The following is a 15,857-nucleotide window of genomic DNA, read 5'->3' as shown; positions in this document are numbered from 1 at the left end:
ATCTGTGACTGATACCACCAATCCGCTTGGCCTTTCGGAGCACTCGCACGGTTCCGAGGTCCAGGAGCCCGATTCGAAGCGCGATGCGCGCACGCGCAGCTTCGATGTCGCCGACTTCCCCGTGCCCACCGGCCGGGAGGAGGAATGGCGCTTCTCTCCCGTCCGCAAGTTCAGCGAGTTCTTCGAGGACACCGCCACCGAGGCGACGCTGAAGTTCGAGTCGGATCTGCCCGCGGGCCTGTCCGTCGAGGAGATCTCGCTCGAGTCGGCTCAGGAACTGGGCATCCTCGAACCCGAGGACCGCGCTGCGGCCGTCGCCGCCAACCGCGCCTCGGCGGTGACGCACTACTCGATCCCCGCGGACACCGAGCTCGAGCGGGCCGCGATCATCCACGCCGACGGCACCGGTGAGGCACTCGGCCACGGCCATGTCGTCGTCACGGTCGGAGCGAACTCGAAGGCGACCATCGTCGTCGAACACGAGGGACTGGCCCGGTACTCCGAGCTCGTCTCCCTCGTCATCGGCGATGGTGCGGACGTGACCTTCGTATCTCTGCAGCTGTGGGACGACGGCTCTCAGCACCTCGGTCAGCACGATGCGATCGTGGGCAAGGACGCGAAGTTCAAGCACATCCACATCACCCTCGGCGGCGACGTGGTGCGCCTGAACACGAACGTGCGCTACTCGGCAGCCGGGGGAGAGGCCGAACTGCTCGGACTCTACTTCGCCGATGCCGGTCAGCACCTCGAGCACCGCACCTACATCGACCACAACACACCGAAGGCCCAGTCGAACGTCCACTACAAGGGCGCTCTGCAGGGCAAGGACGCGCGCAGCGTGTGGATCGGCGATGTGCTCATCCGTCCCGAAGCCCTCGACATCGACACCTACGAGCTCAACCGGAACCTCATCCTCACCGACGGCGCCCGCGCCGACTCGGTGCCGAACCTCGAGATCGAGACCGGCGACATCGCCGGTGCCGGCCACGCCTCCTCGGTGGGACGCTTCGATGAGGAGCACCTGTTCTACCTGATGAGCCGCGGCATCCCCGAGGACGTCGCCCGTCAGCTCGTGGTCCGCGGATTCTTCAACGAAGTGATCCAGAAGATCCAGGTGCCCGAGATCGAAGACGTGCTCAACGAACGCATCGAAGACGAACTGTCCCGGAGTGTTCTGTGACCATGATCGACGTGGCAGCCACCGACGAGGTGGCTCCCGGCGGCACCATGCGCATCGAGGTCGGCGAGTACGAGATCTGCATCGCTCGCGACTCCGACGGCACCATCCACGCCATCGACGACCTGTGCACCCACGGTGAGGTGTCGTTGGCCGAAGGAGACGTCGAGGACTGCACCATCGAATGCTGGCTGCACGGCTCGCAGTTCGACCTCACGACGGGCAAACCGGTGAATCCGCCGGCGTTCGAACCCGTCGCGGTCTATGACTGCAAAGAGATCGCCGGCCGCATCCTCGTCGACCCGAACACCACCCTGAACTGACCTCAAGACCGAAGAAGAAGAAGGATCATTATGTCCACTCTCGCAATCGAAGACCTGCACGTCGGTGTCAACACCGATACCGGTCTCAAGCCCATCCTCAACGGCATCAACCTCGTCATCAACACGAACGAGACCCACGCCATCATGGGCCCCAACGGCTCCGGCAAGTCGACCCTGGCCTACGCCCTGGCCGGCCACCCCAAGTACGAAGTGACCTCCGGTTCGGTCACCCTCGACGGCGAGGACGTCCTCGAGATGTCCGTCGACGAGCGCGCCAAGGCCGGACTGTTCCTGGCCATGCAGTATCCCGTCGAGGTTCCCGGCGTGACCGTGACGAACTTCCTCCGTTCGGCCAAGACCGCCATCGACGGTGAAGCTCCGAAGCTGCGCAACTGGACCAAGGACCTCAAGCAGGCGATGGAGAACCTCCGCGTCGATCCCGCCTTCGCTTCGCGCAATGTCAACGAAGGCTTCTCCGGCGGTGAGAAGAAGCGCCACGAGATCCTGCAGCTCGAGATGCTGAAGCCGAAGTTCGCCGTCCTCGACGAGACCGACTCCGGTCTCGACGTCGACGCGCTGCGCATCGTGTCCGAAGGCGTCAACCGCGTCAAGGACGCCACGGACGTCGGCATCATGCTCATCACCCACTACACGCGCATCCTCAACTACATCAAGCCCGATCACGTCCACGTGATCATCGAGGGCAAGGTGGCCGAGGAAGGCGGACCGGAACTGGCCGAACGCCTCGAGAACGAAGGCTACGACCGCTTCTTCCAGAAGGCCTGATGTTCTCACGTCTGAGGGGCGACTTCCCGATCCTCGATGTGAGGGTCGGGGAGTCGCCGCTGTCGTATCTCGACTCGGGCGCGACATCGCAGAAGCCGCAGTGCGTCATCGACACCTTCGTCGAGTACTTCCAGCAGCGCAACGCCGCCGTCCACCGGGGCGCACACTCCCTGGCCGTCGAGGCCACGGACGCCTTCGAGAACGGTCGGATCGCGGCTGCCGGACTCGTCGGCGGGACACCGGAGCAGGTGTGCTGGACGAAGAACGCCACCGAGGCGCTCAACATCGTGGCCCTCGGCATGGATCGGGCCAGCCACGGCTTCGGGGGAGACGACGCGGAGCGCTTCGCCCTCGTCCCCGGTGATTCGATCGTGGTGACCGAGATGGAGCATCACGCGAACCTCGTGCCGTGGCAGCAGCTGGCCGCCTCCACAGGAGCACAGCTGCGCTGGCTGCCGGTCACCGATTCCGGTGAACTCGATCTGACCGACCTCGACACGATCGTCGACGAATCGACGAAGGTGCTCGCGTTCACGCACGTCTCCAACGTCCTCGGCACGATCAACCCGGTCGACCGCCTCGTCGAACGGGCCCGCGCCGTCGGAGCCTACGTCGTGCTCGACGCCTGCCAGTCCGTACCGCATATGCCCGTGGACTTCGTCGACCTCGACGTCGACTTCGCCGCCTTCTCCGCTCACAAGGCTCTCGGCCCCACCGGTCTGGGTGCGCTGTGGGGCAAGGCGGAGCTGCTCGACGCTCTGCCGCCGGTGCTCACGGGCGGATCCATGATCACCACGGTGACCATGGACGAGACCGCGTTCATGCCCGCTCCGCAGCGGTTCGAGGCCGGCACGCAGCCGGTCGCCGAGGTGGCGGCATTCGCGACAGCGATCGGCTACCTCACCGAGGTGGGGCTGGACAATGTTCTCGAACATGAGGAGGAGCTCGCCCGAGTCCTCCTCGACGGGATCGGCCAGATCCCCGGAATCCGCATCCTCGGCGAGGCCGAAGACCGGATCGGGACGGTGGCCTTCGACGTCGACGGCGTGCACGCCCACGACGTCGGACAGTATCTCGACTCGCAGGGCATCGCCGTGCGGGTGGGCCACCACTGCGCTCAGCCGCTGCACCGCCGCTTCGGGGTCACCGCCTCGACGCGGGCGAGCACGTATCTGTACAACAACGTCGAAGACTGCACCCGCTTCCTTTCTACTCTGGCGGAAGTGCGGCCCTTCTTCGGAGTCGCATGAGGAGGGGAGCGAACCGATGAGCACACAGATGCAGCAGCTCTACCAGCAGGTCATCCTCGACCAGTCGCGGGCACGCATCGGCAACACCGAACTGCTCCGTGACGCAGCAGAGTCACCGCACGGACATTCGCATCAGGTGAACCCCACGTGCGGCGATGAGATCGAACTCGAAACCGAACTGCGTGATGACGGCACGATCGCGGTGCGGTGGACCGGAGACGGCTGTTCGATCTCGATGGCCTCGGCCTCAGTGCTGTCCGAACTGGCCGCCGATTCCTCCGTGTCGCAGATGCTCGAGATCGAAGGCGCGTTCCACGAACTCATGCATTCCCGTGGGACAATGGACGCGGATGAGTCGATTCTCGGGGACGCCGCGGCGTTCACCGGAGTGTCGAAGTTCCCGGCCAGGATCAAATGCGCTCTCCTGGCATGGATGGCGTTCAAGGACGCACTCAACCAAGCACAAGCAGCTCGTGAGGAGAAACACAATGCCTGAAGTCATTGACGCACCGCAGAATGCCAGCGTCGACGAAGTGCGCGAGGCGATGATGGACGTCGTCGATCCCGAGCTCGGTGTCAACATCGTCGACCTCGGCCTCGTGTACGGACTCTCGGTCGAAGACGACGGCACCGCCGTGATCGAGATGACCCTGACCTCGGCGGCCTGCCCGCTGACCGACGTCATCGAGGACCAGACCGCACAGTCGCTCGAGGGGATCGTGCCGGCCTACCGGATCAACTGGGTCTGGATGCCGCCATGGGGTCCGGAGAAGATCACCGAGGACGGCCGCGAACAGATGCGCGCCCTCGGATTCAACATCTGATCCAAGACCGAACACCATCGCCGAGGCGGGGCTGACCTTCTCAGGTCGCCCCGCCTCGGCGATCGTCGTCCGATCCGGCCATCGTCTCCGGGCAGGGTCGCGGAGATCACCGCCCCGCGGCCGGAGATCCCGAGTGCGGCGTGAAAGAATGGAATCCGACTTTCCAAGGAGACCCATTGACGATCATCGCTGCCGCCGACGGATCCGCACTCGGCAACCCCGGACCCGCCGGGTGGGCCTGGTACATCGACGACACCTCCTGGCATGCCGGCGGGTGGAAGAACGCGACGAACAACCGCGGTGAGCTCATGGCCGTCCTCGACCTGCTCCGGTCGACCGCGGACAGCGATGACGGACTGAAGATATACTGTGATTCGCAGTACGTCATCAACGCCCTGACCAAATGGATGCCGGGGTGGAAGCGCAAAGGGTGGAAGAAGGCCGATGGAAAAGAAGTCCTCAACAAGGACCTCTTAGCGTCTCTCGATGAGGCATTGAGCGGGCGGACGGTCGAGTTCGAGTGGATCAAGGGCCACAACAACCACGAACTCAATGAGGCTGCGGATGATCGCGCCCGCGCGGCCGCCACCGCCTTCCAGAAGGGCACGCCCGTGCCGGAGGGCCCCGGATACGTCCCCGCGGGCACGTCGACCGCGACGGCAGACGACGAACCGGCAGAGCCGAACACCACCGTCGTATCCTGTCGCGTCCCGTCCTCAGTCGCGGATGAACTCGTCGCCCGGGCACAGGCCCGCGGCATCCACCCCCAAGAATTTCTGGCCGAACTCATCGGCCGCAGTTTGGAGACAGAATGATTCAGGCCTCCGGCCTCGAAGTCGCCGTCGGCGCCCGCACACTCATGTCCGAGGTGTCTTTCCGCGTCGACAAGGGCGACCGTGTCGGTCTCGTCGGCCGCAACGGCGCCGGCAAGACGACCCTGACCAAGGTGATCATGGGCGGACACCCGGCTCAATCCGGATCCGTGTCGATCTCCGGCACCGTCGGCTATCTGCCGCAGGATCCGCGCAGCGGTGACCTCACCGCCACCGGAATGGAACGCATCCTCTCGGTGCGCGACCTCGATGTCCTCGTCAAGCGTCTGCGCAAGGCCGAACGGCAGATGGCCTCTCCGGACGAGAAGGTGGCGACGAAGGCCATCGACCGGTACCCTCGCATCGAAGCCGAGTTCATCGCCGCCGGCGGCTATGCAGCCGAGTCCGAAGCCTTCGCCATCGCCGCGAACCTCGGCCTCGACGAGGCACTGATCAGCCAGGAGATCGGGACGCTGTCCGGCGGTCAGCGCCGGCGTGTGGAACTCGCCCGGATCCTGTTCTCGGCCCCGGACACGATGATCCTCGACGAGCCGACGAACCACCTCGACGCGGAATCCGTGCTGTGGCTGCGCGACCATCTCAAGGCCTACTCCGGTGGTCTGATCATCATCAGCCACGACCTCGACCTCATCGACGAGGTGGTCAACAAGGTCTTCTTCCTCGATGCCACGCGTCAGACCATCGACATCTATTCGATGGGCTACCGGCTCTACCTCAAACAGCGTGAGGACGATGAGCGGCGTCGCCGCCGCGAACGTGCCAATGCCGAGAAGAAGGCTGCGGCGCTCAACGCCCAGGCGAACAAGATGATGGCGAAGGCGACGAAGACGGTCGCCGCCCAGCAGATGGCCAAGCGCGCCGACCGACTGCTCGCCGGGCTCGAGGACGAACGCGCCACGGAGAAGGTTGCGAATCTGCGCTTCCCCGCCCCGGCCGACTGCGGTCGTGTGCCGCTGACGGCCGAGGGACTCTCCCGCAGCTTCGGCTCGACCGAGGTGTTCACCGGTGTCGACCTCGCAATCGACAAGGGCACACGAGTCGTCGTACTCGGCTACAACGGGGCCGGCAAGACGACTCTGCTGCGACTGCTCGCCGGACTCGACGAACCCGATTCCGGAGAGGTCGTGCCGGGACACGGTCTCAAGCTCGGCTACTACGCGCAGGAGCACGAGACTCTCGACCTCGAGCGCACCGTGCTGGAGAACATGTCGCGGAACTCCCCGCATCTCGATGACACCGCGGTGCGCAATGTGCTCGGATCGTTCCTGTTCAGCGGTGACGATGTGCACAAACCCGCCGGGGTGCTCTCCGGTGGAGAGAAGACACGTCTGGCGCTGGCCACTCTTGTCGTCTCGAGCGCGAACGTGCTGCTGCTCGACGAGCCGACGAACAACCTCGATCCCGCCTCCCGTGAGGAGATCCTCTCGGCGATCCGCCGCTACGAAGGTGCGATCGTGCTCGTCACCCACGATGAGGGTGCGGTGTCCGCGCTCGATCCCGACCGCGTGCTCTTGCTGCCCGACGGCGACGAGGATCTGTGGAACGACACGTACCTCGACCTCGTCACGCTCGCCTGAGCCGGCTCAACGCACTCGGCTGAGCCGGTCGGCCTCACTCGGCTGATCGGCTCACTGTGAGCGGAAGCGCTCCTCGAACAGGGCATCCTCGTCGGCTTCTGCCTGCCCGCGCACGGTCGGCGAGGCCCAGCGGTTGCGGCCGTAGCGGCTGCCCGGCTGGCTGATCTTCGCCCCCGCATCGAGCGCGGCTTTGTCGATGACGACCATGTCATTTTCGGCAGCAGCGCCGTGTTCGACCGCCTCGGCGGCGGCCTTGCGTTCACGGCGGGCCGAGATGACCACGGCGATGATGATCATGATTCCGAAGGCGAACCACTGGAGCATATAGGACAGGTGGTTGCCCGGATCGAGCTCGGGCATCGGCAGCGGGGTCAGTGCTTCTTCCGGGGAACCGCCGGTCTCCGCCGGTGAGGCCTCGACATAGACGTGCGAATAGGCGTCATCCATTCCGGGAATGCGCGCGGGATCGATGGCTTTGATGAGGCCCTTCGGGTTCTCATCCTCGGACCCGTCCTGAGCGGGACGCAGATGAGCGACCACGGTCTGCTCACCCTGCGGCGCCGGCGGCACGGAATCCTGTTCGGCGGTGAATCCGCGGACGACGGCGATCGTCGAACCGCCGCTGATCTCGAACGGAGTCACCACATAGAAGCCGGGTTCGTCTCCGACTGTGCGGTTGCGCGCGAGGACGGTGTCGGAGTCGGAGTACTCACCGGTCAGTTCCACCTGGGTCCACTCATCGGTGGTGCCCAGCGTGGAATCCGGTGTCGAGAGCACCGAGGTGATGTCAACGGGGTCGGCGGAGTAGTTCGCGGTGATCGTCGCGATCTCCTGCTCGCGCTGATCGCGGCGGTCCTTCTGCCACAGGGCGAGGAACACGCAGGCGATGATGACGACGATCGCCATGGCGATGTATTTGAGCCAGCGTGCGGAGAAGAGGAAGGAATAGCGGCTCAACCTGCATCCTCTGGAATCTCGTCGACGGAGACGTCGGTGATGAAGAAGTCGCGCAGCGTCAGAAAGTCACGCAGATAGACGAGATGCTCATCACAGGCCAACCACGTCTTCTTCCTCTCAGGGGTGTGGACGCGGGGGTTGTTCCACAGCAGGGCGCGGGTCGCGAACGCCCGGCATTCCTTCGCGGAGCACTGCAGCCGCTCGCTCAAATCTGGTCCCTCCTGTCGTCGTCGTTGTCGTCGACGGTCTCACCTTGGACGGTTTCTCCCGGGATGGTCTCTCCCGGGACCGTCTCGCCCCGGATCGTTTCGTGCTGGTGATCCGCGCCTGGATCGGTCGGGTCCGGGTCGCCGCCTCCGGGATCTGCGTCGTCGACTGTTTCCTCTTCGACGGTCTCCCCGTCGAGGGTGTCGCCGGAGATCGTCTCACCGCGCGCCGGCGGCAGCTCCGCCAGCGGGGCCTGTTCGAGCAGTGCGGAACGATCATCGCTGGTGCGTTCGCGGCCCGCATTGGCGAAGATCACCGCAGGGTAGGGGAGGACGACGGCACCTGCCACGCAGATCCACATGAGGATGTGCAGATCGGCGACGAAAGCGAAATAGGCGGCCACGAAGCAGACCGTCCTGATGCCCATGGTGATCGAATACTTGATGATCCGAGACCGCATATCGTCATCAAGGGCGGTGTCTGCCGTTGTGATCTGCTGAGCGTGCCTGACCATATCCTTCTTCGATCGATGACTGCCAAACATGATACTCGTCCTTTGTGAGAGTCGTATCCATCGGCCGAAGAACAGGATAGGTTTGTCCACGACAGATGTGAAGAACACAGTCGATCAACAGGAGACCCACGTGTCAGAACCACGCACAGTCCTCGTCACCGGCGGCAATCGCGGAATCGGCCGCACCATCGCCGAGGAGTTCCTCGCCCAAGGGGACAAGGTGGCCGTCACCTCCCGCAACGGTCAGGCCCCGGAGGGTGCTCTTGCCGTGGCCGCCGATGTCACCGACAGCGAATCGATCGATCGGGCGTTCACCGAGATCGAGGAGAAGCTCGGCCCCGTCGAGGTCGTCGTGGCCAATGCCGGAATCACCGCCGACAATCTGCTCATGCGGATGAACGATGACGAATTCGAATCCGTCATCGACACGAATCTCACCGGTGCCTTCCGCACCGTCAAGCGCGGAATCACCGGGATGATCCGCGCGAAGAGGGGCCGCATCGTCCTCATCTCGTCGGTGTCGGGACTCTACGGCGTCCCCGGCCAGGCGAACTACTCGGCGTCGAAGGCCGGTCTCGTCGGCTTCGCCCGCTCCATCACCCGCGAGGTCGGCTCCCGCGGAATCACCGCGAATGTCGTCGCCCCCGGCTTCATCCGCACGGATATGACCGATGAGCTCAGCGAGAAGCAGCGATCAGAGTACCTGTCGACGATTCCGGCCAAACGCTTCGCCGAGGCCGACGAGGTCGCCAAGGTCGTCCGCTGGGTGGCCTCCGATGAAGCCGCGTACATCTCCGGTGCCGTCATCCCCGTCGACGGCGGACTGGGAATGGGCCACTGACCCAGACGGTGCTGGGCCGGTCACAACCGGATCCTGGGCCGCAGACGATGCGGCCCCGCCGGGCCACAGCCCGTAGACTTCGATACAGAGACACCGCCCGAAGCGGCGTCATGCACACGCAACCACCTTCCTTTCGAAAGGACCACCATGGGAATTCTTGACGGAAAGCGCATTCTCGTCACCGGCGTGCTCACCGAGGCTTCGATCGCCTTCGCCGCTGCTCGCATCGCACAGGAGCAGGGAGCCGAGGTCATCCTCTCGAGCTTCGGCCGTCAGATGAAGATCACTCAGGTGATCGCCGAACGTCTGCCGCAGACCCCGCAGGTCATCGAACTCGACGCCACGAACGAAGAGGATCTGAACGCCCTGCCCGAGCGCCTCGGCGGCAACATCGACGGAATCGTCCACGCCATCGCCTTCGCACCGAAGGACGCCCTCGGCGGAGTCTTCCTCGACACCCCGTGGGACTCCGTGTCCGCGGCCATCCACGTCTCCGCCTACTCGCTCAAGGCCATCGCCGTGGCCGCGAAGCCCGTGCTCAACAAGGGCGCCGGAATCGTCGGGCTGACCTTCGATGCGACCATCTCCTGGCCTGTCTACGACTGGATGGGTGTGGCCAAGGCCGCCTTCGAATCGACCGCCCGCTACCTCGCCAAGTACGTCGGCGAAGACGGCGTGCGCGTCAACCTCGTCTCGGCCGGACCGCTGAAGACCACCGCCGCCACCTCCATCCCCGGTTTCGGAACGCTCGAAGACATGTGGGGCGACCGCGCACCCCTGGGCTGGGATCAGACGGACACCACCCCTGCCGGCAAGGCCATCGTCGCTCTGCTCTCCGACTGGTTCCCCGCCACCACCGGCGAGATGATCCACGTCGACGGCGGATTCCACTCCACCGGAGCCTGAGACATCCCATGCCTGTGCTCATCCTCGCCCGCCACGCCAAGGCGGAAGCGCATGGTCCCACCGACTTCGAACGGTCCCTGGATGCCAAGGGCCTGGCTCAGGCCGTCGAAGCCGGAGCCGAGATCGCCGAGCGCTGGTCACCCGATGTGGCCATCGCCTCGGCGGCCAGGCGCACCGTGCAGACCGGTCAGGCCGTTGTCGAAGCGGTCAACCGCGCTCATGGAGGTAACCTCGACGAACCGGGTGAGCTGACCCTGAGTGAGGATCCCTCGCTCTACGCCGGGTCCGTCGACGACTGGCTGGATGCGATCAATTCGATCCCCGCGGATGCGCAGTGCGCGTATATCGTGGGCCACCAGCCCACCGTCGCCGAGGTGGTCGGCCACCTCAATCCGGAAGGCGGGGTTCCCGATACGTTCCGTCCCTCCTCGATCGCGGTCTTCGACCTCGAGAGCTGGGACGTGGAGCCGGGGCACTTTCCTGCCCCGCAGATCCGGGTCTTCCACGGAGTCTGAACGCTCCGCCTGAACGACGCGATCTCAGACGCCTGTGGCGCTGACGAAAGATTCGTCAGCGCCACAGGCGTCTTCGGTCAGTCAGCGGCCGATGGCACCGGTGCCACACCCTCGGCGGGATCGTTCACACGTCTGCACGGGCAGCGACAAGGTCGATCACGGCACGCAGGTCACGTGTCTCCACGGACGCGTCCGCTGCGGCGACGAGAGCCGGCTTCGCACAGAAGGCGACTCCGAGACCAGCGGCCTCGATCATGCCGATGTCATTGGCGCCGTCCCCGACCGCCACCGAGGCGGCACGATCGTATCCGCCGGCAGCGAGCAGATCCTCGAAGATCTCGGCCTTGGCGCTCGGGTCGATGACACGGCCGTTGGTCCGCCCGGTCAGCAGCCCGTCATGGATGTCGAGTCCGTTGGCGAAGACGTCGGTGATGCCCAACTGTGCGGCGACGGGAGCGATGATGGCGGTGAAGCCGCCCGACACCAGCGCCACCTGGCCACCTGAGGCGTGCACGGCCGAGACCAGGTCGGCGGCTCCCTCGGTGAGGGTGATCTGCTCCCGCACCTCATCGAGCACGGTCTCCGGCAGCCCGGTGAGCAGGGCGACCCGTTCGGCCAGGGATTCGGCGAAGTCGAGCTCACCGGCCATGGCGCGTTCGGTGATGTCGGCGACCTGGTCTCCGACCCCGGCATGGGCGGCGATGAGGTCGATGACCTCTTCGTTGATGAACGTCGAATCGACGTCCATGACGAGCAGTTGGACGGGGATCTGGGAGGCTGTGGCCTCAGGCGTCTCATTCACCCCTTCATCGTAGCCACCGCCATGATGTAGTCCGCGGCGGCGGGGTGCAGCTGAGACAGCAGTGCACCGAACTCGGGTGGGGCGACCGTCGCAGGGGCGAGCACGCTGCGCATCCGGTGGTGGATGTCGAGGGCGGCGTAGATCGCTCGGGAATCCGCCTCGGTGGGGATGAGTCGGGAGATCGGATGCATCGTCGACAGCTCCTCCTGCCAATCCCGCCACGGTCCCTGCCGCCAGTCCTCGGGGACGTCGATGGTCTCGATGAGGCGCAGGCCCTCCATCACCAGCAGGCGCAGCCGCCGCAGCGCCTCCGGAGCGGTTCCGACCGAGACGGGGCGGAAGACGGTGGGCGCACAGGCGAGGATCTCCACGTTCGCTTCGGCGCCGATGAGGGCGATCGCCGCCTGCTCGTCACCGCGGTGGAGGATGACGGGGGCGGTGTGGCGTCCGACCTTCGTTCGGGCGGCGCGATCGACCGGGGGCGTCGTATGCGGCAGGGATGGGTGGTGGAGCGCCAAGCGCGCATGAGTGATTCCGGCGGCGGCCGCCTCGGCGATGAAGAGCAGAAGCCCGGTGGGCACGGACGAGTCGAAGACCTCATCGGAGACGATGAGAGGAACATCACGATCATCGTCGAGGAAGGCAGAGGTCACCTCGTCAGGGGGCAGGGTCGAGCGCAGTCGGTGGTTGAGTGCCAGGGTCAGCAGCAGTGAGTCGGTCGTCAGGTCCATGTCGAACCAGGATAGACGGCCCGTCTGCGATAGAGTCTGAGGATATGAGTGAAGTCCTGAATCTGGATTCTGTGTCCGTGCGCCGGGGGACCAATTTCCTCCTCGACGATTTCTCGCTGACCGTCGCCGAAGGCGAGCACTGGGCGGTGCTCGGACCCAACGGTGCGGGCAAGACGACCCTGCTCGAACTCGCGGCCGGTCGCATGCATCCGACAAAGGGGACGGTCAGCATCCTCGAGGAGCAGCTGGGGCGCGTCGACGTGTTCGAACTGCGGCCGCGCATCGGCTATGCCTCGACGATTCTGGCCAACCGCATTCCCAGTTCCGAAGCGGTCCTCGACACCGTGCTCACCGCCGCCTACGGCGTCACCGGACGTTGGGTGGAGGAGTACGAGCAGGACGACATCGACCGCGCCCGCGATCTGCTGGCCGCGTTCCACATCACGCACTTGGCTGATCGCACCTTCGGCACGCTGTCCGAGGGCGAGCGCAAGCGTGTGCAGATCGCGCGTGCACTCATGACCGACCCGGAGCTGCTGCTGCTCGACGAGCCGGCGTCCGGACTCGATTTCGGTGGGCGTGAGGAGCTGCTCGGTGCGCTCTCGGAGATTCTGTCGTCGAAGTGGGCGCCGGCCACGATCATGGTCACCCATCATGTCGAGGAGATCCCGGAGGGCATCACGCACGTGCTGCTGCTGTCCGAAGGCACCGATCTGGCCGCCGGTCCGATCGAGGAGACCCTGACGGCGGAGAACCTTGCGGCGACCTTCGGCATCGACGTCAAGCTCACCCGGGACGGTCAGCGCTACCACGCACGTTCCGCCCTCTGAGCATGGAGTTCCTGGCGAACCTGAGCCTCGAACCGTGGCAGATCCTCCTGGTCATCGTCGCCGGAATCGCGGCAGGTGGCATCAACGCCGTCGTCGGCTCCGGAACGCTCATCACCTTCCCGGCGCTCGTCGCCTTCGGAGTGCCGCCGGTGGTGTCGACGATGAGCAACGCAGTCGGGCTCATTCCCGGCAACATCGCTTCGTCGTTCGGATACCGTGAAGAGCTGCGCGGACAGTGGAAGCGGATCCTCGGATTCGTTCCCGCCTCTCTGCTCGGGTCGCTGACCGGGGCGTATCTGCTGCTGCACCTGCCCGAGGATGCTTTCGAGACGATCGTGCCGGTCCTCCTTGTCGTGGCCTTGATCATGGTCGTCGGGCAGCCGTATCTCTCCCGCTACCTGAAGAGCCGGTCCCTGCGCCGTGCCGAGGCCGCCGGGGTCGAACATCGGGCCGCCTCGGCGGGGGATCGCCTGTCCACCGGCCGGTACATCGCCGTGCTCACCGTCGTCTTCCTCACCGCAATCTACGGCGGTTACTTCGCCGCCGCCCAGGGCATCATCCTCATCGCCCTGCTCGGTCTGCTCCTGCCCGACGATCTACAGCGACTCAATGGGCTGAAGAACGTCCTCGTCCTCGTCGTCAATACGGTTTCGGCGAGCACGTACATCATCGTCGGCCACGACCGCATCAACTGGATCGCCGTCATCTGCATCGCCATCGGCTCCCTCGTCGGCGGGTACTTCGGGGCCCGTATCGGGCGGAAGTTCTCACCCGTGCTGCTGCGCACCGTCATCGTGGCCCTCGGCCTCGTGGCGATCTGGAGGATCCTCACACTGTGAACGGAAGTGCGTTGTGAACGGGAGCACGCTGTGAACACTCCGGCCAAGGCACCCATGACCCGCCAGCAGGTCATCGATCGGTCCGCTGAGCTCGGGATCGCCGTCGAGCGTCTGCGCTTCTTCGACGAGGCGGACCTGGCTGCTGAGAGCCAAGGCGATGATTCCAACGCTGCCCTGCACGGGCGTCTCGAGGGCATGCGTGACTACACGCAGCTGACCGATGTCGCCCTGCGCAGCGTGCGTGAACCCGCCGAGGGGCTGTTCATCGCCGAATCCTCGAAGATCATCCGTCGCGGTCATGCTGTCGGAATGTCGCCCCGGTCATTCCTGACCAGCCCGAAATGGCTGTTCGACTTAGCCGACATCATCTCTGAAAGCGATGTGCCGATCTTCATCGGCACGGATTCCGCTGTCGAAACACTGACCGGATTCCACCTCCACCGAGGGGCGCTGGCCGCGATGGCCCGACCTGTCCTTGCCCCGGTCGCCTCACTGATCGCCGACGCCAGGCGCCTCGTCGTCATCGAGGACATCGTCGACCATACGAACGTCGGCGCCATCTTCCGGTCTGCGGCCGCGTTCGGCGCCGATGCCGTGCTCGTGACCCCGCGCTGTGCCGATCCGCTCTACCGCCGGTCGATCCGCGTGTCGATGGGCACGGTCTTCCAAGTCCCGTGGACCCGCGTCGAGTCCTGGCCAGGCGGGATCGCCGAGCTCCAGGACGCCGGATTCCATGTGGCGGCTCTGGCGCTTGATGATGATTCGGTGAGCCTGCGCGAGTTCGCCGCCACCGCACCCGAGCGCACCGCTGTCGTCTTCGGCACCGAAGGCGACGGACTGAAGCGATCGACGATCGCCGCCTGCGACTCGACCGTGATGATCCCCATGAGCGGGGGAGTCGACTCCCTCAACGTAGCGGCCGCCTCGGCGGTCACCTGCTTCGCCCTGCAGGAAGAGTGACGGCTGAGTCAGTGCCTCAGGCTACGGTGTCATCATGAGTGAGTCGGTGGAAATCTTTCGAACTGAAGACGGCGGAGTCCGGTTGGATGTCCGCACTGCAAAGGGCTCTGTGTGGCTGACGCGGAAACAGCTGGCAGAGCTGTTCGGTCGAGACATCAAGACGATCGGCAAGCACATCGTGAATGCCCAGCGCGAAGAACTAGCCGGCCTTCCAGTTGTCGCAAAATTTGCGACAACTGCTTCGGACGGTAAGACCTACCAGATCGAACACTACGACCTCGACCTCGTGCTCTCTGTCGGATATCGGGTGAAGTCGGCCGAGGGAGTGCGCTTTCGGAAATGGGCGAACGACGTACTCCGGCGATATGCGATCGATGGCGCCGCGGTCAATGAACGAAGGCTGTCTGAGATCGGCACGATCGTGTCCGTTCTGGCGCGGTCAGATGACGAACTGGTGTCGGGAGTAGCAGATGTGCTTTCGACCTATTTACCGAGCTTCTCGATCCTGCGCGACTTCGATGAGGGCAGCATCGTTGCTTCGCCCAATACGTCGCCGGACTGGTCGCTGACGTTGGAAGGTGCACGTGACATCATCAGACGTCTGGCCCAGAGGTTTCCTAAAGATCAGTTCTTCGGAATTGAGCGCGGTGACGGACTGGAGGGTGTCATCGGGGCGATCTACCAAGGCTTCGGTGACCACGAACTGTACCCCACCGTTGAGGAAAAGGCCGCGAATCTGCTCTACTTCGTCGTCAAGGACCATCCACTTTCCGATGGCAACAAACGCTGCGCGGCCGCTCTGTTCGTCACCTTCCTCGATCACAACAATGCGCTGATCGGTCACGACGGGCATCAGCTCGTCGCCAACAACGCTCTCGCAGCCATCACGTTGCTGGTCGCAATGAGCGATCCCGCAGAGAAGGATCTGATGATTGCTCTCATCATTCGTATGATCGTCCCGGAGACATATTGACCAGAAGCACAG

Annotated in this window: 20 protein-coding genes; 15 read left to right on the top strand and 5 right to left on the bottom strand. The window is 64.8% G+C overall.

The genetic code is table 11. The features are described 5' to 3' along the window. Positions 1 to 4: 4 nt before the first annotated feature. The 8 genes from sufD to QYM46_RS09660 all read left to right on the top strand — a co-directional run bounded on the left by sufD (position 5) and on the right by QYM46_RS09660 (position 6,770). Positions 5 to 1,180, top strand: a complete 1,176-nt coding sequence (sufD, locus tag QYM46_RS09695) for a Fe-S cluster assembly protein SufD (RefSeq protein ID WP_432788794.1) — start codon at positions 5 to 7, stop codon at positions 1,178 to 1,180. Next, positions 1,177 to 1,500 (top strand): non-heme iron oxygenase ferredoxin subunit, encoded by a 324-nt coding sequence (locus QYM46_RS09690; protein ID WP_101553526.1) that lies wholly within the window; start codon positions 1,177 to 1,179, stop codon positions 1,498 to 1,500. Before sufD ends, QYM46_RS09690 begins: the two co-directional genes overlap by 4 nt. 30 nt (positions 1,501 to 1,530) lie before the next feature. Continuing rightward, on the top strand, positions 1,531 to 2,286 hold the full coding sequence (sufC, locus tag QYM46_RS09685; protein WP_432788793.1) for a Fe-S cluster assembly ATPase SufC: 756 nt from the start codon (positions 1,531 to 1,533) through the stop codon (positions 2,284 to 2,286). Further along, positions 2,286 to 3,536: a SufS family cysteine desulfurase gene (locus tag QYM46_RS09680; RefSeq protein WP_432788791.1), complete on the top strand. Its 1,251-nt coding sequence runs from the start codon at positions 2,286 to 2,288 to the stop codon at positions 3,534 to 3,536. Before sufC ends, QYM46_RS09680 begins: the two co-directional genes overlap by 1 nt. Before the next feature lie 16 nt (positions 3,537 to 3,552). Continuing rightward, positions 3,553 to 4,032 (top strand): Fe-S cluster assembly sulfur transfer protein SufU, encoded by a 480-nt coding sequence (gene sufU, locus QYM46_RS09675; protein ID WP_169252311.1) that lies wholly within the window; start codon positions 3,553 to 3,555, stop codon positions 4,030 to 4,032. Then, positions 4,025 to 4,360 carry a metal-sulfur cluster assembly factor gene (locus QYM46_RS09670; RefSeq protein ID WP_025778421.1) on the top strand — a complete coding sequence of 112 codons (336 nt, stop codon included), beginning with the start codon at positions 4,025 to 4,027 and terminating at the stop codon, positions 4,358 to 4,360. The genes sufU and QYM46_RS09670 overlap by 8 nt, the downstream gene beginning before the upstream one ends. Before the next feature lie 176 nt (positions 4,361 to 4,536). Next, positions 4,537 to 5,175 (top strand): ribonuclease H family protein, encoded by a 639-nt coding sequence (locus QYM46_RS09665; RefSeq protein WP_432788788.1) that lies wholly within the window; start codon positions 4,537 to 4,539, stop codon positions 5,173 to 5,175. Next, positions 5,172 to 6,770 carry an ABC-F family ATP-binding cassette domain-containing protein gene (locus QYM46_RS09660; protein WP_092013696.1) on the top strand — a complete coding sequence of 533 codons (1,599 nt, stop codon included), beginning with the start codon at positions 5,172 to 5,174 and terminating at the stop codon, positions 6,768 to 6,770. The genes QYM46_RS09665 and QYM46_RS09660 overlap by 4 nt, the downstream gene beginning before the upstream one ends. Positions 6,771 to 6,821: 51 nt before the next feature. Here QYM46_RS09660 and QYM46_RS09655 read toward each other — a convergent pair whose 3' ends face one another. The 3 genes from QYM46_RS09655 to QYM46_RS09645 are packed head-to-tail and all read right to left on the bottom strand — an operon-like array spanning position 6,822 to position 8,448. Further along, positions 6,822 to 7,727: an SURF1 family cytochrome oxidase biogenesis protein gene (locus QYM46_RS09655; protein ID WP_432788787.1), complete on the bottom strand. Its 906-nt coding sequence runs from the start codon at positions 7,725 to 7,727 to the stop codon at positions 6,822 to 6,824. After that, the gene (locus tag QYM46_RS09650; protein WP_432788785.1) at positions 7,724 to 7,936 is read right to left on the bottom strand and encodes a hypothetical protein; all 213 of its coding nucleotides are present in this window, start codon (positions 7,934 to 7,936) and stop codon (positions 7,724 to 7,726) included. The genes QYM46_RS09655 and QYM46_RS09650 overlap by 4 nt, the downstream gene beginning before the upstream one ends. Beyond that, positions 7,933 to 8,448, bottom strand: a complete 516-nt coding sequence (locus QYM46_RS09645) for a DUF3099 domain-containing protein (RefSeq protein WP_432788784.1) — start codon at positions 8,446 to 8,448, stop codon at positions 7,933 to 7,935. The genes QYM46_RS09650 and QYM46_RS09645 overlap by 4 nt, the downstream gene beginning before the upstream one ends. Before the next feature lie 130 nt (positions 8,449 to 8,578). On the opposite strand from QYM46_RS09645, the gene QYM46_RS09640 reads away from it, so the two are divergent. The 3 genes from QYM46_RS09640 (at position 8,579) to QYM46_RS09630 (ending at position 10,710) form a co-directional block, all read left to right on the top strand. Beyond that, positions 8,579 to 9,289 carry a beta-ketoacyl-ACP reductase gene (locus tag QYM46_RS09640; protein WP_169252307.1) on the top strand — a complete coding sequence of 237 codons (711 nt, stop codon included), beginning with the start codon at positions 8,579 to 8,581 and terminating at the stop codon, positions 9,287 to 9,289. Positions 9,290 to 9,436: 147 nt separating this feature from the next. Then, entirely contained in the window at positions 9,437 to 10,195 is a 759-nt protein-coding gene (fabI, locus tag QYM46_RS09635) for an enoyl-ACP reductase FabI (RefSeq protein ID WP_169252306.1), read from the top strand. A gap of 8 nt (positions 10,196 to 10,203) precedes the next feature. Further along, positions 10,204 to 10,710, top strand: a complete 507-nt coding sequence (locus QYM46_RS09630) for a SixA phosphatase family protein (RefSeq protein WP_169252305.1) — start codon at positions 10,204 to 10,206, stop codon at positions 10,708 to 10,710. 124 nt (positions 10,711 to 10,834) lie between these two features. Here the strand turns inward: QYM46_RS09630 and serB are convergent, their stop codons facing one another. Both serB and QYM46_RS09620 read right to left on the bottom strand, forming a co-directional pair. Beyond that, on the bottom strand, positions 10,835 to 11,512 hold the full coding sequence (gene serB, locus QYM46_RS09625; RefSeq protein WP_169252304.1) for a phosphoserine phosphatase SerB: 678 nt from the start codon (positions 11,510 to 11,512) through the stop codon (positions 10,835 to 10,837). Further along, the gene (locus QYM46_RS09620; RefSeq protein ID WP_169252303.1) at positions 11,509 to 12,243 is read right to left on the bottom strand and encodes a hypothetical protein; all 735 of its coding nucleotides are present in this window, start codon (positions 12,241 to 12,243) and stop codon (positions 11,509 to 11,511) included. The genes serB and QYM46_RS09620 overlap by 4 nt, the downstream gene beginning before the upstream one ends. 44 nt (positions 12,244 to 12,287) lie before the next feature. Here QYM46_RS09620 and QYM46_RS09615 point away from each other — a divergent pair, with 44 nt between their 5' ends. The 4 genes from QYM46_RS09615 to rhuM are packed head-to-tail and all read left to right on the top strand — an operon-like array spanning position 12,288 to position 15,845. Next, a complete protein-coding gene (locus tag QYM46_RS09615) occupies positions 12,288 to 13,073 on the top strand; it encodes an ABC transporter ATP-binding protein (protein ID WP_025778409.1) in 786 nt (261 codons plus the stop codon). 2 nt (positions 13,074 to 13,075) lie between these two features. Beyond that, positions 13,076 to 13,912, top strand: a complete 837-nt coding sequence (locus QYM46_RS09610; RefSeq protein WP_432788780.1) for a sulfite exporter TauE/SafE family protein — start codon at positions 13,076 to 13,078, stop codon at positions 13,910 to 13,912. Between the two features lie 54 nt (positions 13,913 to 13,966). After that, the gene (locus QYM46_RS09605; RefSeq protein ID WP_432788778.1) at positions 13,967 to 14,872 is read left to right on the top strand and encodes a TrmH family RNA methyltransferase; all 906 of its coding nucleotides are present in this window, start codon (positions 13,967 to 13,969) and stop codon (positions 14,870 to 14,872) included. Between the two features lie 34 nt (positions 14,873 to 14,906). Beyond that, entirely contained in the window at positions 14,907 to 15,845 is a 939-nt protein-coding gene (rhuM, locus tag QYM46_RS09600) for a RhuM family protein (RefSeq protein ID WP_432788776.1), read from the top strand. Positions 15,846 to 15,857: the final 12 nt, after the last annotated feature.

Source organism: Brevibacterium sp. K11IcPPYGO002, assembly GCF_050920635.1.
Taxonomy (GTDB): domain Bacteria; phylum Actinomycetota; class Actinomycetes; order Actinomycetales; family Brevibacteriaceae; genus Brevibacterium.
This window is presented reverse-complemented; position numbering and strand designations above follow the sequence as displayed.

Coding starts and splice junctions, on each gene's coding strand:
- QYM46_RS09645 (WP_432788784.1), bottom strand. CDS start 8,448: ATGGTCAGGCACGCTCAGCAGATCACAACGGCAGACACCGCCCTTGAT.
- QYM46_RS09605 (WP_432788778.1), top strand. CDS start 13,967: ATGACCCGCCAGCAGGTCATCGATCGGTCCGCTGAGCTCGGGATCGCC.
- QYM46_RS09670 (WP_025778421.1), top strand. CDS start 4,025: ATGCCTGAAGTCATTGACGCACCGCAGAATGCCAGCGTCGACGAAGTG.
- QYM46_RS09620 (WP_169252303.1), bottom strand. CDS start 12,243: ATGGACCTGACGACCGACTCACTGCTGCTGACCCTGGCACTCAACCAC.
- QYM46_RS09630 (WP_169252305.1), top strand. CDS start 10,204: ATGCCTGTGCTCATCCTCGCCCGCCACGCCAAGGCGGAAGCGCATGGT.
- rhuM (WP_432788776.1), top strand. CDS start 14,907: ATGAGTGAGTCGGTGGAAATCTTTCGAACTGAAGACGGCGGAGTCCGG.
- QYM46_RS09615 (WP_025778409.1), top strand. CDS start 12,288: ATGAGTGAAGTCCTGAATCTGGATTCTGTGTCCGTGCGCCGGGGGACC.
- QYM46_RS09660 (WP_092013696.1), top strand. CDS start 5,172: ATGATTCAGGCCTCCGGCCTCGAAGTCGCCGTCGGCGCCCGCACACTC.
- QYM46_RS09680 (WP_432788791.1), top strand. CDS start 2,286: ATGTTCTCACGTCTGAGGGGCGACTTCCCGATCCTCGATGTGAGGGTC.
- sufU (WP_169252311.1), top strand. CDS start 3,553: ATGAGCACACAGATGCAGCAGCTCTACCAGCAGGTCATCCTCGACCAG.
- fabI (WP_169252306.1), top strand. CDS start 9,437: ATGGGAATTCTTGACGGAAAGCGCATTCTCGTCACCGGCGTGCTCACC.
- QYM46_RS09610 (WP_432788780.1), top strand. CDS start 13,076: ATGGAGTTCCTGGCGAACCTGAGCCTCGAACCGTGGCAGATCCTCCTG.
- sufC (WP_432788793.1), top strand. CDS start 1,531: ATGTCCACTCTCGCAATCGAAGACCTGCACGTCGGTGTCAACACCGAT.